This is a genomic window from Acinetobacter sp. NRRL B-65365 (assembly GCF_001605865.1).
GTDB lineage: Bacteria > Pseudomonadota > Gammaproteobacteria > Pseudomonadales > Moraxellaceae > Acinetobacter > Acinetobacter vivianii.
Genome location: NZ_LRPD01000029.1, coordinates 1 through 15868 on the forward strand (window position 1 = coordinate 1; position 15868 = coordinate 15868).

The 15868-nt window shown below is 37.9% G+C and carries 19 protein-coding genes and 1 pseudogene; 2 read left to right on the plus strand and 18 right to left on the minus strand.

The genetic code is table 11. The features are described from left to right. Window positions 1-187 precede the first annotated feature (187 nt). The gene (locus AWW72_RS11870) at window positions 188-382 is read left to right on the plus strand and encodes a hypothetical protein (protein ID WP_062847472.1); all 195 of its coding nucleotides are present in this window, start codon (window positions 188-190) and stop codon (window positions 380-382) included. A gap of 34 nt (window positions 383-416) precedes the next feature. Here AWW72_RS11870 and AWW72_RS11875 read toward each other — a convergent pair whose 3' ends face one another. The 4 genes from AWW72_RS11875 to AWW72_RS11890 are packed head-to-tail and all read right to left on the minus strand — an operon-like array spanning window position 417 to window position 4664. Continuing rightward, on the minus strand, window positions 417-2414 hold the full coding sequence (locus AWW72_RS11875) for a Hint domain-containing protein (protein ID WP_062847473.1): 1998 nt from the start codon (window positions 2412-2414) through the stop codon (window positions 417-419). Window positions 2415-2423: 9 nt separating this feature from the next. Beyond that, window positions 2424-2933, minus strand: coding sequence for a hypothetical protein (locus tag AWW72_RS11880; protein WP_062847474.1), 510 nt, complete (start codon window positions 2931-2933; stop codon window positions 2424-2426). Continuing rightward, window positions 2926-3732 (minus strand): hypothetical protein, encoded by an 807-nt coding sequence (locus AWW72_RS11885; protein ID WP_062847475.1) that lies wholly within the window; start codon window positions 3730-3732, stop codon window positions 2926-2928. The genes AWW72_RS11880 and AWW72_RS11885 overlap by 8 nt, the downstream gene beginning before the upstream one ends. A 5-nt stretch (window positions 3733-3737) precedes the next feature. After that, window positions 3738-4664, minus strand: a complete 927-nt coding sequence (locus AWW72_RS11890; protein WP_062847476.1) for a hypothetical protein — start codon at window positions 4662-4664, stop codon at window positions 3738-3740. A gap of 105 nt (window positions 4665-4769) precedes the next feature. Between AWW72_RS11890 and AWW72_RS11895 the strand changes: the two genes are divergently transcribed. Beyond that, a complete protein-coding gene (locus tag AWW72_RS11895; RefSeq protein ID WP_062847477.1) occupies window positions 4770-5714 on the plus strand; it encodes an FRG domain-containing protein in 945 nt (314 codons plus the stop codon). Between the two features lie 31 nt (window positions 5715-5745). Here AWW72_RS11895 and AWW72_RS11900 read toward each other — a convergent pair whose 3' ends face one another. The 14 genes and pseudogenes from AWW72_RS11900 to AWW72_RS11965 all read right to left on the minus strand — a co-directional run bounded on the left by AWW72_RS11900 (window position 5746) and on the right by AWW72_RS11965 (window position 15771). Continuing rightward, window positions 5746-5943: a hypothetical protein gene (locus tag AWW72_RS11900; protein ID WP_155858555.1), complete on the minus strand. Its 198-nt coding sequence runs from the start codon at window positions 5941-5943 to the stop codon at window positions 5746-5748. Between the two features lie 61 nt (window positions 5944-6004). Beyond that, window positions 6005-6460, minus strand: a complete 456-nt coding sequence (locus AWW72_RS11905) for a hypothetical protein (protein WP_062847479.1) — start codon at window positions 6458-6460, stop codon at window positions 6005-6007. A 627-nt stretch (window positions 6461-7087) separates the two neighbouring features. Further along, a pseudogene (locus AWW72_RS11910) lies at window positions 7088-7684 on the minus strand (hypothetical protein); the annotation flags it as partial. Then, window positions 7672-9114: a hypothetical protein gene (locus tag AWW72_RS11915; RefSeq protein WP_062847480.1), complete on the minus strand. Its 1443-nt coding sequence runs from the start codon at window positions 9112-9114 to the stop codon at window positions 7672-7674. The gene AWW72_RS11915 and the pseudogene AWW72_RS11910, both read right to left, overlap by 13 nt. Next, complete coding sequence (locus AWW72_RS11920) at window positions 9098-9436, minus strand: hypothetical protein (RefSeq protein ID WP_032868857.1); 339 nt, start codon at window positions 9434-9436, stop codon at window positions 9098-9100. Before AWW72_RS11920 ends, AWW72_RS11915 begins: the two co-directional genes overlap by 17 nt. Next, a complete protein-coding gene (locus AWW72_RS11925; protein WP_062847481.1) occupies window positions 9433-9798 on the minus strand; it encodes a hypothetical protein in 366 nt (121 codons plus the stop codon). Before AWW72_RS11925 ends, AWW72_RS11920 begins: the two co-directional genes overlap by 4 nt. 108 nt (window positions 9799-9906) lie before the next feature. Beyond that, window positions 9907-10428: a hypothetical protein gene (locus tag AWW72_RS11930; RefSeq protein WP_062847482.1), complete on the minus strand. Its 522-nt coding sequence runs from the start codon at window positions 10426-10428 to the stop codon at window positions 9907-9909. 69 nt (window positions 10429-10497) lie between these two features. Beyond that, a complete protein-coding gene (locus AWW72_RS11935) occupies window positions 10498-10734 on the minus strand; it encodes a hypothetical protein (RefSeq protein WP_062847483.1) in 237 nt (78 codons plus the stop codon). A gap of 33 nt (window positions 10735-10767) precedes the next feature. Next, window positions 10768-10995: a hypothetical protein gene (locus AWW72_RS11940; protein ID WP_062847489.1), complete on the minus strand. Its 228-nt coding sequence runs from the start codon at window positions 10993-10995 to the stop codon at window positions 10768-10770. 91 nt (window positions 10996-11086) lie between these two features. Further along, on the minus strand, window positions 11087-11479 hold the full coding sequence (locus AWW72_RS11945) for a cell envelope integrity TolA family protein (RefSeq protein WP_062847484.1): 393 nt from the start codon (window positions 11477-11479) through the stop codon (window positions 11087-11089). A 39-nt stretch (window positions 11480-11518) separates the two neighbouring features. Continuing rightward, window positions 11519-12439, minus strand: a complete 921-nt coding sequence (locus tag AWW72_RS11950; protein WP_062847485.1) for a hypothetical protein — start codon at window positions 12437-12439, stop codon at window positions 11519-11521. A 38-nt stretch (window positions 12440-12477) separates the two neighbouring features. Further along, window positions 12478-12870, minus strand: a complete 393-nt coding sequence (locus tag AWW72_RS11955; protein WP_062847486.1) for a lysozyme inhibitor LprI family protein — start codon at window positions 12868-12870, stop codon at window positions 12478-12480. Continuing rightward, complete coding sequence (locus AWW72_RS11960) at window positions 12863-15055, minus strand: lysozyme (RefSeq protein ID WP_062847487.1); 2193 nt, start codon at window positions 15053-15055, stop codon at window positions 12863-12865. The genes AWW72_RS11955 and AWW72_RS11960 overlap by 8 nt, the downstream gene beginning before the upstream one ends. 77 nt (window positions 15056-15132) lie before the next feature. Then, on the minus strand, window positions 15133-15771 hold the full coding sequence (locus AWW72_RS11965; protein WP_062847488.1) for a hypothetical protein: 639 nt from the start codon (window positions 15769-15771) through the stop codon (window positions 15133-15135). Window positions 15772-15868: the final 97 nt, after the last annotated feature.

A 15868-nucleotide genomic window follows, 5' to 3' on the forward strand; every position in this document is an offset into this window, starting at 1 on the left:
ATATTATCAATTTTCCTTCCTATTATATTTATTGTTATTCGTAATTTCACAATTCAAAAGAATCTCTCTATTTCTGCTTAAAAGGCTTTGCTCAATGTCCGAACGTATTTAATGACACGTTTGGAGGGCTATTTACGTTTATAACTTCTGAACGTGTTGACAGATCATCTAATTCTAGAGACCTATCATGTCAAAACGCCGAATTAAAAATAAGCGCAAGAATAGTCCACAAAAGCCAAATAAAATTAGCCAACAAACTCAAGCCGAAATGAAATTGGAAATGTTAAAAATATGTTCCAACACGCTACGGCTGATCGCTAATGGCATTTCAAGCTTCAAGTTTATAGATTGGATTAAAAATCTGATTAAAGACTATTTTTGACAAAATTAACCGTTAAAACAGGGGTAAAGTAAGTTTACCCCTTATTTTCTAAATCTTGAGCTGCTTTCTTCAACTTATCAAAACGTGATTTGCGCTCCGCTCGTTCTTGGGCTTCTGGACTATCATCGGCAACAATTACATTCTCATATGCTTCTGTATAGAACACATTTTCCAAGAACAAGAATGCAAATACATCCCCCAGATCGGGTGATTTGATTCCCTGTCTTTTCATTTCATCTTTACTCAGGATCTTGTATCTACTGTGCTCATCAAACGTGTAAGGAATTTTGATAATCTGGTCCTGAATCTTAACTTTGTATTTATTGGTTTTAACTTTGAATCGTCCCGACTCTATTGCCCGTTTTAAACAAACATAAGCCAGAGCACGCTTATTGACGTATTCTTTTCGATTGTCATTATTGAAGCACGCGCCGCCCCAATATACTGGCATGTACCATATACCATTCTTTTTAAGTAGCTGCCCTAAGCCTTTACCAGCGCCGTTATCATCAACAACAAGCGTGGCATTAGGATATTTAAGAATACATTCATTGATCTTGGCAAAGAGCTCGGTAATATCATCCTTGTTCTTACACAAAGGAATATCAACCACTTCTACACGGCGAGCACGATCACCCCATTGGGCCTCTCCCCATACTTTAGAAACAGCAATTACGGAATCATCACGGCCAACGCCGCCGCCGACGTCAACAGTAATCACATAACCGAAAATATGTTCGGCAAAAATTGACGCGCCAACATACATGTCATCGGCTTGTCGTTTGGTAATTAAGAACTCATCCGCACGATCTGGGAATTGTCCTAATACTCGAATTTGATATTGTGGATCGTCGCGGCTACCGTATTTTTGTCGTTGTTCTTCTAATGATTGCTTACTTACAAGTGGTGATTCTTCACCGTTAAAAGTTAAAGCAATCCAAATACCGCCAGCCCGATGACTTAACTTGTGATGAGTCTCATAGAATAAACCAGCATTTCTTGTTGGCTGAGAAGTTAAAACTGCTCTGTTATCTTCATGGGTTAATGCCCCAAGAACAACATCCATTACCTCATCAGGGATACCGCTGGCTTCGTCACCCCAAAGCAGATAATTATCCGCATGGTTCCCTGCTAGGTTAGTTGGCTGGTGCTTAGGTGCTGTTTTTGCAAAGACGTACCACTTTTCCTTGTAGCCCTTGATATATACCAATTCAGATTGATAACCGACATAATCAGCTAGCCATGCCAAAGGACCATTCTTCAGCCGGGACAGGTTTATACTGATTTCTTTCCAGACTTGTTTCTTTAACTGCCCAATCTGGGGGGCAGTAAACATCGTAATTGATTCATCAAAGAATAAAAGGTGCCAGAGAGCGACGATACCTGCCGATGCAGTTTTACCCGTGTTATGGTGGACCATACCATCAGCAGTGAGAAACGTTGCATCACCATCGAGTACAAATCCGTAATAGTCACCTTCTCCCAAAGCGGTGACATTATTAATTTTGATTGGCTGGAATTTTCTATGTTTTAGCTCATAAGCTGCGAATTGGCGCTTGGTTTCTTCGGGCCATTCTAGATACTTCGATACCAAAACTTCCATGGTATCACCAGCTTTCCAGCCGTTTTTAGATTCAAGTGATACTAAGCAAAGAATATGAGACTTGTTATAGACATGCTTTGAGCCATTTGCATATTCAAACTGGTAAAGTTCTTGATATCCCTGAACAACCTTAATCACTTCCCGCGGCGTAAAGCCATCGGTGCCCATCACAGCGTCATTTATAGTTATTTTTTCAATACGCTTCCACTTGCCATTTGCCAAGCGAATTTTGGTGCCTTTGCCAAAGCAACCATGTCCCGAAGCAACAGATGTACGACTACCATCAAACTGGATCGATTGAAAAAGTAGTTCTTGTTGCCATGTTGGAGTAACACCTAATGCCTCTACAGCAAAGGCATAAATGTCATAACGATAGCGTACACAGAGTTCCCACCATTCTGGGATGTCTTTAAGAGGTTTTAGCGCCATACATCACCGTTAAATACTAAACGGCAGCATGGTTCTATCGATGTATTCCTCTTTTACTTCCTCTTTTGATGTGACGGCATGTGAAACGGCAATTTTATTACTGGCCCAGATTGAAATAAGTGCAGCTATATGACCATTATCCAAGGCGCCGCTATCAAATTCTTGTTGTAGTCCATTTTTATCAATTTTTCGGACCTGCAAAATATTCAAGGGATTAAACCGTTCTAACGACGATTCAAACTCTACTAATCCCCCTCTGAATGATGCCTGATACACCTTAATAACTTCTTCTAAGTGCTCTTTAGGATCAAATTTCAATTGCCAGTTTTGAATCAGGTTCGGTGAATCTGTTACGACAATTGTATCTGCCTGCTGATCAGGTCTAACAGGTAACGTCGTGAAGATTTCAATTTTCTGAACTAAAATCTCACCAGTTTCTGGGAAACATAGACTAATTAAACGCATCTGGTCATTAGAAAAACCCGTTACCCGTGCATCAATCTTAATAATTTCAGTCATTGATGTGCTCCACGGTAATCTCGCCAGTATCTTTATCTGCTAAAACTCGTGTATGCCCATCTTCTGCAAACTGGTCAGCTTGTACCACGACTAAGCCATGGTCAGGCTTTTCAATTGGTTTTCCATCAGGATCATAACCATTGCCCGTATCATTATCATTTGGCCCGCCTAAACCTAAAATTTGAGGCGCATAACCAATCAATTGAGCATCAATTGTGAATATTGAAAGGTTAATCGCTTCACTTGGTACTGGTGAAGGAAACAACTGATTTTCAAAAATTGTAAAAGTACTTTTTTCAATATGACCATTTCCCATATCAAAAGGCACAGCAAAACGGCGTTTATCTTCATTCTGCACATATGCACAAAACTGATCACATACAGATTTTGCGTCATGAGAATTTGTTGCAAAGAAGGCAATTTGTGCCCTTACAGTTTTCGCTATTAATCGGATTCTTACCTGCTTATCACCGATCACCACTGGCACTAAATAAGGCATAGGCAGTAATTGCATTGTATCGGGTGGCTGATCTATTGTTGCTGTAGCAGTCAACATAATAGGCATAAACGCCGTAGCGCCCGCGACGACATCGGTATTCTGATTTTTACGATACTCAGCAAGCATAGCTTCTGAGTCATCTATTAACCGGCTTTGGCAAGATTTAATGGCAATACCGATATCGCGATTTTTCCATTCATTAGTAAGAACTGTTTCTGGCATATACCAGGCACGAAAATCTACTAAAAGCTTGTACCAAGCATCTTGAACACATTTAAGTGAATCTTTGGGTAATGACATAGTGATCACCATCCAAATGTAAATAGTTTTTTAATAGTGCGTGGCTTTGTATTATTATGATTTGGGGTTTCACCATTCAAACGCATCCGCGCCAAATCGCTTTGTGAAAGCAATTCATCTGCTTCTTCACAGACAGAATCGAATGAACGGACTTCACCCACCATGCCTGAATAGAGATCATGCTGGCGTTGTGCTTGGAGAGCTTCCCGTTTTTCTTTGTTTGCAATTTGATTCGAGAGCACATCAATCTGGTCAAGGGCCTGACCGTTCATATTCAATAACTGTGATTGGATATGAATATTGTCAAAATCTCGAACGATTTGTTGTTCAAGTAAGTGGGCAATCATTGCATCAGCAGCTGAAAGTTGTGTGACATCTGTAGCATCATCGAAACTAGCAACAACGCCGTCTTGTTCTTCAGGAATTGCCAATCCATCGAATAACTGTCCATCCCCAACATTGGTGGCATAATTCGGCTGCATCACGTAATCGAAACCATAAAAGCCAACTGGAATCAATCCAAGACCTGCCCGTTTATAGTTTTGTGCTGAACTAAAGCCACCTGCCCTCGCTAGATACTGTTTACGAGCATATTCACCCGATTCATTTTCTAAAAACTCATGAACATGGGTAACGTCACCATTAGGTTCAGCATATGATTCAAGTGTTCTAATTGATCGTTCTAAATAGACAACTTTTCCATCAATAATGACGGAATCTGGCGGATTCATTCCATAGCGCTGGCGTATTTCATGCCCGTTGTAACCAAAGAAAGTACCAGACTTGATCATGTCCTGAACTGTAGGATCATTGATCCGCTTGATCATTTCTTTCATATCAACATTGCTACGGTCTTTTCCAGAATGCAAACGTCCACGCTCATACAGGTTGTATGTAATTTTTTTTGTCTTACGACCTTTTATAGCAGCCATGAAAAAGCCCCAATATATTCAGTATTAGGGCTATTCTCGGTTTTTTTATGTATTCAAATTTTAATCAGTTCCATTTATTATTCACTTATTTTTTAGGGGTAAGTTATGTCTACTTATAAAACACATCATTTTGAAAGTGCTAAATCTTTTTGGGATCAATTAAGGCCAGAAGAAATTTTAAAACGACTTGGGCCTATAAGTTATCCAATTTATCGAGGTCAAGGTGACTCCAATTGGCGGCTTACTCCGAACTCAACAAGAAATTTTAAGAATAAATCTCTGTTACTTCATACCCAAGAGGAAATCATTTTAATTTTAAAATTTATTGAATATTGCAATAATATTGGCATTCAAGTCCCAAGCTTGACACCAAAATTAATTAAGAAGTTAAACAGTTTATTGAGTTTTGATAAATTTGAAGAGCAATCAGAATGGCCCAGTCCTGAGTTCTATGAAATTCTTGCATTTGCACAGCATTACGGAGTTTCAACAAGATTATTAGATTGGAGTTCTAGATCATTTGTAGCTGTATATTTTAGTGCTAGCGAAGCTATAAAGATTATGGCAAATGAAATTTCAAATAGAAAAGAACCAAATTTAAAGAGAAATCTGTCTGTCTGGCTTTTAGAAACAGGAACCATTAACAGTTTTAATAATAGTGGATTTGTAAAAGAAGATTGTCAAAACCCAATTAATATTGTTCGTATACCTAGTGGCATTAACGCTCATGTTGCAGCACAACAAGGTTGTTTTACTATATTTCGTGACATTGGACTTCAACTTACAATGGAAAATATCCATAGTATTGCAATTTATGATTCTTCAAGAACTATTGATACTTCAGATATGTATTTTAAAGAAGGACTTCATAAATTTACTGTCCCTTACTCAGAAGCCAATAAATTAATGACGCTTTGCGAACAATACAACGTAACTGCTGCTTCACTTTATCCTACAGCGACTGGCGCAGGTTTTGCTGTAAAAGATTACCAGAACAGTAAGATTGTTGAAGACTATTTGAAATCAGTACAAAGTGTTGCCGTAGAATAAAAAATCCTCCCTTCATTGGGAGGAATTCTTTTTAATGTTTTCCAAGCCGACGTAATTTAAGCCGACGTTTCTTTTGGCTCACCTTATTAGGTTTTTTATCAACCTTGGTGGGGTGACTTTCTGGAATAGAGAACTTGCTATGTGACCGCGGAATAGCATTAATTGCGCTTGTTCCAGTCATAATCGCACCCAAGACACCCATCAAACCAAAGCGACTAATACGCATCATTAAATCCTCTATTAAATAAAAAAAGCCCTATGCAACTTTGCAAAGGGCTGAGTTAAAACAGTTATTCGATATGTTGGCCTTCAACACCACGTTCCTGACGTTCGGCTGTACGTGCATTGAAAGCATCTAAAGCACTTTCTAGTGAAACAATGGCTTGTTTATTCTGCTCTGATGGGAACTGTGCATCTAAAAGTTTGGTGCGGTGAATCAGAATTTTTAAAAGAGATTCGTTGGTTGCACCGTTTACACCATCAATAACTGTTGGGCCTTCCTGAAAATGGATATGAATATCGAATGGCTCGTTATAATCAATCGAAGTAGGATCAGCGGAAATTTTATAGTATGTACCTGGCTGATATGCCGTAATTCCATCAACGGGTTGGCCTGTAAGAACCTGCTCAAACTCCTCATCGTTTACATCACGATTAGCAAATCCTAAAAATTGTTCCACGATAAGGTTGCCATCACTACCAACATCTGTAACGAGTGCAAATTCTTCATTATTTTCTTGGGTCATGTATAAATCCTAACAATGGTTTATGTCGTTTCTTCATTAAACAAATACATAAAACCATTGCTAAGATTTAGCGTTTTTGGATAGTTCCAATTAAACCAAGTTAAGCCGCCCTACTTTTGCAACACTGTTATAAGTCAATACGGCGACATCTTCACCGTCAACATTAGAGTTGTTTTGCATTTGGACATTTGTATTTAGCGTAATTGATTGAACCAACTCACCACCAGTATTGATAAAGTCAAATCCATTTGGCTGCATAGTACCGCCTTTGTATGATTCAAATTGAATTTTGAAATCACCTGTCACTTTAGTACGGAACCAATATGACCTTAATGCAATTTGAAAAACCTGATCAGCATAGTCATTCGTCAATGCATTAAGATTCAGCAACACCGATTCAACCCCACTTCCAGTATTGTCACCATTCCAGTGCAAATACTCGCCATCCACACTAGCACGGCCCCAACCAACATCTGTATTTCTCGCTGGATTGATTACTCTCGTTCTGGTATCTAAATCTTCACCACCATTACTGTCCCAAATATAACGAATCACGGCAAAATCAAATTCTTGAAGTGGCGTTTCATTAGTTGGCTTGTTATCCAGAATTCCAACACTATGATCATCAACCATGTATGTTTTACTGACTAAGCCAACACCTATCGGAAAATCCCCACTAACATCTAATTCTTTTGCATTCACCTTTACAACAATATTTGCGGGTACCAGCCTTCTAAGAATTGGCGAAAGTTCGACAATCTCGGATAAATCCACTGTCTCATCAATCGTTATTCGGATTCTGCTTGTCAGAAAATGATTAGGACGTTCTTCATCAATAATGTATTGCGGATAGCTTTGATAAGAGCTAACCGGATGCCACATCCTTTTAATTTGCCATTGATCTGACCATAGCATGCGCATTACAAACTCTAGAAAGCCTAACCCGCGCTCACTTGCCATACTGGACCAGTTCGCATAGATCACACGCATTAATTTGTCTGATGAAACAGGACGGCGTAATACAACTAGGCCATCCTGTTTCGAAAAGCGCTCAATGACTTCTGGGCTGCCAATGTGCGGGGCACCATAATCGAGAATATTTTGTAGCTGATCTTGAAAAACTTCCGCAAAGACTTTCTTTAAAGCCCTTGCCATGGCAGTTTCTAAACCTGCATGATTGTTCGGCTGCTCATCAATAGGACGTGTGAAATTTATATTGTCCATGCGGCCCCCGTTTCAGCGGTGCGCTCTAAATTCAATGTAATGGTATTCGGATCGATATAAACCCATTCGTGCGGTTTATTAACTGGAATTGGTACTATCAGAGAAAAGTCACTGATATTGTCCTGAAATGCCGTAATGTTTTTTCTAAGCTGCGTTGCAATTTCCTGTGAGTTAAACCCATTCACTAACCAGCGGCTCGCACTTAGCTTAGTCCGTCCGTAACGGTCAACAAGTAAACCTCTAATTTGTGCCTTAACTCCATCCACATCATGTACTGCTGCTAAACGTCCATTTAAAGTAAGAGCAAAAGGCTTTTCAACTACTGCATGAACTCGGACACGTTCCTTATATAGACTATCTAGTTGGCCTATGTACTGGATTATCTCTTGTTCTAAATTGCTTTGTTCTGCGGCATTCTTTGCAACAATAGCAATATGTAAATGATTAATATCCAGATAAGTCACGCCGTAGTATCGATCTTGTTCGTTCTCATTCCATACAGCAATGTAATGGCATCTAGCCATGAATTTTTGACGTACTGAATAATCAAAGTTTCCCAAGAACACAGCATTTTCGTCATAAAGTGCTGGATAGGTTGAAAGTACTCTCAGTTGTGATGTATTTAACGGGTCAGCTCCAGCTCTTACACTTCCACCTTGTTTAAATCTCACAGAAACCTTTGTTTCATCTGTGGTTAGAACCTCAACTAATGAAGCATCTTTTAACCGTGAAACATCAACTTCACCATAGGTTTCCAATAATCCGAAGGTGAAAATCTGGTTCGCTTGTGCTGTTCTACCTGCACGTTCATCATCACCAAATTCAATAAACAAACGGCGTAAGCTATCAGTCGTAAGATTGAAAGCATATTCCATAGGTGCAACATTCATCCAACGCTTTTTTAGGCTGTATGTTTGGTTGTTATTATCTCTAACAGTTATTCCAGCTAAAGATAAATCATCACGCAATTGCAGCTCAATGCGAAGAAAACTCTCCATATTCTGAATTGTGTATTGGATTTCCCTATATTCGCTTTGCTCAACTAAAACCTCACCTATTTCACCCGCATTTACCGTCACAGATTGAAGTAAGCGCCATGGTCTACCACCGCTATTATCTTCAATTACACGGCCTTGGCTTAGTGTTACGCTGTTTGACGATCTGTTAATAACTTCCAGATAATGCTGTGCAGGCATTCCAACAGGCAAAATGCCCTTATTGGTTGCATCGGCAATAATTGAGCGGTCTCTTGTTTTTATAAATGGTTCTATTTCTGAGATATCTACTTCCTGACTAAACAAAGCCAAGTAAGCCCCAACTGAACGCAGATACTTTAAGACAATAGGATCTTGAGCGTTATAGCGTTCTAAAATTTCATAATCATCTAGATTCGCAACAAGGCGAGCCTCAAAATCAGCTTGCGTCAACATCGAATGTCTCTCCATTTCGAGTTAATTGCATATCCCGCACCTGGTTTAAGTTGATAGCAATTTGATTGGCTAGGCGTAGGTAAATAGTCTCTGTTTCGAATCCCTCATTTTGGGACCATAACTGAAGTTGATCTGCGCTTAGCTGTTTTAAGATTGGTATATCTCTTTTCATTTTCTCAATGAAGGTATTTGCAACTGGTGCGCTTAGCGGACCCAGAAATAAAGCATTCCAATCCGGACCATAATCTGATCCCAAATAACCATTCACTTCTGATTGCAGCCAATGTTTAATCATTGCCATGATTTTGTTGGAATCGATCATATGCCAGCCCTACGCGCTGTCATGAGCAGCAATTTACAAAAGATGAATAAGCCAAGGAATGAGAAGCAATAGAGCGTGAATGCCCCTACAAGAATGTATTTCCCCCATCCAATCACATCAAAAAAAGTCAATAATTCATACAGTCGCCATGTCACTAGGCAAGAAACAGTTAGAGCAACGAATAAGAAAATATAAATGGCTTTTTTGGCTTGCTTGAAAATATGATCAGTTACACCTTTATTTAACAATGTATTTAATGGCTGGATCATTTTGTTCACGCCACTTAGTGCAAGGCAAACCTGTACTAAAAAAATAGTCACAATAAACAGATCAACAATTACTGATTGATAATTTTGGTACATGTCAAACTCCAAAGCTTTTAGCTTAGGTTATGACTTCAAAGAAGATAATTTTTCTGGTTGTTCCAATAAAAAAGAGGCTACCGAAGTCGCCTCTAATGTTTTTAATAATCAAACTACAGCTGTACTTTCTTCTAATTGCTTTAATTGATCTAGCAACTGGTTCCGTTGCACAGTTAGATTTTCTAACTCTTGGTCGATCACCTTTTCTTCTTCTACCTTGTCGGCAATCTGCTGCGGGACACTACGATTTTTTCGTGGTGGCAATTTAACTTTTTCTTTTTGATTTTGCTGCTGTATCTTTGACTGTGATTCACGGACTAATTTAGCAGTTCCTGCCACGGCATTATCAAATGTCTGCTGGTAATCATCACTAAAGTCACCTGGTAAGACAAACTCCTTACCATTCAATTCAGCTTTAACCACATCGGCACTTGCCCGAGCATATAAAGTTAGTTCTTGACCACCAGCAAAAACAAAAAATACAGGCACTACACTAACACCGGCTTTCCGTTGAACCTTTTTAATTTCAAGAAGCGGTATTGACTGACCTGTTGCCTTTTCCAAGGCGGCTTTGATCTTTTTAATGTACGGCGTATCAGGACTTACAGCCGTTAAATTTAAGGTACCCATAACATCAACCCATTTAGCGTTAATGCCATTGTCTCTTTTTACATCCAATAAGAACCTAGAATGTTCCAATTAATCGTACATAAATGGCTTCTCACAGCCTGTAAGCCAAACAATCAAGTCTCCTAAGTTACTAAAACCGAAATCCTTAAATTTGTCATGCAATGAGTTAGCCCGTATAAAACGTTCACCATTATTAAAACTATTCTCTAAATTATTTTGATCTTTAAACTTAGAGAAATTCATCTTTAGCTGATGTTTTAGCTCTTGACGCCAAATAGAATCACTTTTATTTGAATGAGTTTGCATAAAATAAATCCATGAATTCTTTGATCAATGTATCTAAGAAATATATCCTTTTTTCTTTCTGAAAAGATAACTTGCCTTTTCTGTGGCTTCACCTAAGTCCATTGATGTATCCAACCAGCAGTGGTACTTCTCATCACCTTTTATATACAACTGTTTGTAATATTCAGTCTTAAATTCAGGATTAATTGTTGATGCCTTAAGAGCTCGACCCTCTTGCTCAATTACTTGACCATCTAGATCGCCGCCAATGCAAATATTCATGACTTTTACCGTATTCCTGATAAATAGCATGGTATCACATTAGTGGACCATTCCTGCTATTTAACAGGTTAAGGTAACTTGTTCTTGAAAACTACTTAGATCTAAACGTGAACTTAATCTTAAAGTCTTTATTGTCAGTCAGTTTTAAGTTTGGAGGCAATTTAATTGGTGAAATACTGCGAATCGCCTGTTCAACACTTTGCTTCATTTCAAAATCACTGCTTGAAACCACCAGGTCTTTTAATCCACCCTGCTCATCAAGGGTTAAAACAGCATTGGCTACCTGTCCATTTGAACCTACTGGAACATTCCAAGCACGAAGAATCTGCCGCTCGACATTTGCCTTAAAAATAGATCGTTCGACGACGGCCTTATCTAGCTGGATTGTTTTGTCTTCATTAGGTATTTCATTTGCAAAAACATAAATTGAAAATAGAAAACCAATAATTGCAACGATGAAACGATTCATTAATTTTTTATACATTTTTTTTGCACCATTTTCTTTCAGTAATTTCTAATGTATCTATTCACTTTCTACTGCGCTGTTATCCACATAATTCTTGAAATAAGATGAATAATTCCTAGGATCAGAGTACTTCTTGAGTTCATCTTTTAATTCCTGAGAGTATTTAAGTTTATAATTAGCATGTAAAAAAACGATCATTAGCCCCCCAAATATTACTGATATCACAACTAATAAGGCGCCTTTTAGTGAAAATAATAAATCCCAAAATGCAGATATTGTAAGTGAAATTTCGGAGCCCGATAACATTGGAAGGAAACTTAAAGGATAAATAACTCCAGTAAAAAACAATAAGATCATTGCTAGAATGGATATGCTAATTAAAGTTGAGCTCTCAGTATTATTTTCAAGATCTTTGTGTAAATTGTTATTTACATCTGCTTGGTACTGAATCCGTACAAATAGATCATCTATAAGGTCCCTTTCCTCTAGCAACTGAGTACCTAAACCTTGATTAATTATACGCGGCATTTGAGTATAGACAGGTGTTAAATACGAGAAGCCAGATGAAATACTATTTTTTGAAGACATGATTCTCTCATCTTCAATCCTTTTTAATTCCTCAATTTTGGCAATTTCTTTTTGAATGATCGCTAATGAATCCGATCTTGACTCGAAAGGAGAAAACTTTGCTATATCAAAATAATATTCAGCAGTTTGAATTACTTTTGTCTCACTGTAGTCATCACTGATTTTCCCAATAGCTTCATCAGCTTTTCTTTCACCATACCAATGAAAATATCTTATTGATGATTCATTAACTAACTTCTTGGATTTAGCTATACAATCTGCAGCTTGATCTTGCTTTTGGCTGTAAGTAGTTTGATTTGATACAATTTTTGTAATTAAGAATGCTGAGAAAATTCCAACAATTGCGCCTGCAGTTTGACTAATTGTACTAAAAAATACATTCCAATCCATTTATACCCCCACGCTTTTGTCTTTTATGAGCAAATACACTATAAACAGCCAGGTTCTGTCCCATTTTTACAATTAGCCATATTGTTTAATTCTAAGATTCGTTTTTCTGTACGATCAATTAAACATGCCGATAACACATATGGATATATAGAACCATTTTTGATAGGTGTTGTCTCAAAAGAACAATCTTTCTCTTTAAATTGAACCCATGACCGCTGGGCCTCTTTAAGTTTTAGTTGTTCCTGCGGACTAAGATCCTTTAAGTAATTATTATAAACTTTACCTATTGATTCATTTGCTGTATTTAAATTGCGTGAGGCACATGCATTTAAATCAGCTTGCTTGGTTAAATTTTTACAGCTTTCTAAGCCTGCGTGCACAAATACTGACTGCATTAGACAAATTAAGCAGATAGTTATTTTTTTAGGCATTCCATTGTTCCCCCATACCAAGACCACCAGTTATTGCGTGAGCTAAAACTCTATTGCTCACATTTTGATTAATACTACCATTATTCTGACCTACAACTTGAACTTTCTGAGGTTCTTTTGGACTGAAAAATTCCTTAGAAGGTTCAATTTTATTGTCCATTATCGGTGAGTTATAAGCAGCAGCCATTGACTTAGGTCTACTCGCTAATGGTGTTACTGGTGCCTGTTTACTTAGCATTGAAACTTGGCCTTTGGCACTTTGCACCATAGTTGTCGCTGACAGATTTATCGCTTTATTTACATCTGTATTTAACCCAGTATTGTCATTGCCTTGATTATTATTCACTGAGTTTTTAATGATATCTGCTTCATGATTTCTTCGGTTTTTATTAATTCCATCATTATGTACTTCAAGATTTCGAACAGATTCTGCAATTTGATCCATATCCCCTGTTTGAACTGCTTTTACAACCCGTTTAGGTAAAGAACCATAATTGTATGCCACTGAGGTTAATGCAGCCTTTGTATCTTCAGGCAATTTATCCCAATTCTCGGCACCAACTTTCTTTCTTGCCTCATTAGCAAATATCTGAGAACGCCTTACTAAATCACGCTCTGCACCTTCTCTATCAACAGTTGTTGTCTTTGATACTTTTGATACTTTTCCATTTTTATCGGTTGTTGTATCACTGCCATATCCCACCCGATAAGCATTCACATCCCAGTAAGCATTTTCCTTGAACCCTTCATGTTTACGGATCAATAATTTCGTTTTTTCAGCTACTGTTCTACCAGATAATTTTCCACTATTTGCAACTGCCCCAAATGCAACTGGCTCACCTCCATTAACCCCTTTCCCACCATACTGACGGCGCATTAAATAACTTGGGTTAGGTTGACCATTAAAAGTAGAGTTCCATTTTTCCTTGCCCCAATCAGCCAAGGATTTTGCAATGCCACCTGGTGTTAAGCTAAATGCTGCACTGATCAGCTTAGATATCATCGAAGGTATATCAGCAGCGATTAATGAATCTGTCCATTGTTTGATATAAGGCGCTGCTACACTTCCGATTTTTTCACCAATGATAGCGCCTAAACCTGCTCCAGCTACAGTACCGATTGGCCCGAAAATACTACCAACTGCCCCACCAATTATACCGCCAGCAGTACTCCCAACAGCCCCGCCTTTTTCCTTTGTTGATTTGGTTCCCCAATTTGAAAACGACATTGCAGTTAATAAGGCACCGATTACAGGTAGACCTTTGCCAAACTTAAGCAGCTTTCCGCCATTTTTTAAAATGCCGACAAATAGACTTCCTAAGACACCACCGCCAGCACCCAACAGTTTGCCGATACTGCCAAGTAAACCGCCTTTTGATTGAAGACTATCAACAAGCCTTTGGAGTAGTTTTATCTGTTTACGATTATGATCACTCTGTTCTTTTGGCAATGGTTCATTGCGTTTACGAGATTTCATCCATCCGGTGAGTGGCCGTAGCATAAACCCAGCAGCTCGTTTAACAGGCGATAATACAGTTGCCACTTCATTAATAGCATCAACAGTGGGGTCTACGCCTTGAGGATTGTTAGGCATTACCTCTTTAAATGCTGTGCCGATAGTTTGTATAACTTTGCCTAATTTTGATTTGTTTTCATTCTCAATAGAACCATCACCAATAAACCGCCCTTTAGAATCGCGGGTACGCGGTGTTACCTCTTTTGGTAGTTGAGTGCTCTGTTTTCTTGTCTCATCTTTACTAGATTCACTAATTGCACTTTCTGGTGAATCTATTTCAATGGCTTTCTGATGTACCTGAGTAGTTTTGCTTATAGGGGCATTTTTATTAGACGTAACGTCATCGATCAAATCCTCAAGCGACTTCGCTACTCGATCCAATACAACCGTCGATTGAATTAGTGGATTAGCCTGTTCTTTAATTAAATCAGCAATATCAACTGGTTTAATTTGTGCATCAATCAATGCCTTTTCTAACGCACTCAACTTAGGTTTAAATTGTTGTGTTGAGTCGCTAAGTTTGCCCTCAAACTCTTTTGTAAGACCTAATAAAATGTCATGGATTGCTTCCACATTCTTGTCAATTTTGGCTACGTCACGCCCAGCTTGTTTTAGGCCAATGAGGAAGCCAAGCTCATCATACGGCAAACCACTTGCTTGATTAGACATAAAAAAATCACCCTATTTTTACATAGAGTGATTTTGGCATCTTATATATTAGCCTTATTTTGTTGTTCCAACATTCTCTAGTCAAATAAGCCTGATAGTGAGGTAAGGCGATCAATAATTAACTTTAATTCAGTACCCTTATTAGCAGCACCTCCGATAGAAGTATTATTTTTCCATATTTCGTAATTATTTTCTTCATAACTATTCAACATTTGTTGGTTAGTTATCAAAATCACACTAGCTTTTTCAATTTCTTGAATAAATGTACTTGTAGCTTGATCAGCAGGCGTATTCTGAATCTTAGCTGTATAATCTGTTAAGCCTAATTTCAAACTATCATTTCTATCAATAGGCTTAAGAATAGGTGTTGCAACTATCTCTAATAAAGATCCTTTTTCATCCCGCTCAATCAATACAGTTTTTTTGACTTGCAGTATGTTTTTATTATTAGGTTGATTGGTAAATGTGAAAAATACGTTACCCTCACCTACTTTATATTTTGTTTTTATACTATCAGAAACAATTGTTTCTGCTTGATTTTCTTTAAAAATTCTATCTATACCCTCTAATAATGTGTCATCAATTTGTTTAAACACTTTTTCCAGTAATTTATCATGTTCAACTTTTAAAGCGACATATCCATTAAATGTGGAAGTTGGATTTTCCACTCTTCTGGCATCTTGATTACTTGCCATGATTGCATTTAATAAACTCATAAATTACCCCTTAACAAATTTAAAAGATTTAATTTACCTTTAAGTTATTTTTTATGCAATCTCCTTTCTGAATAAAATAAAAAACACTCTCAAAGAG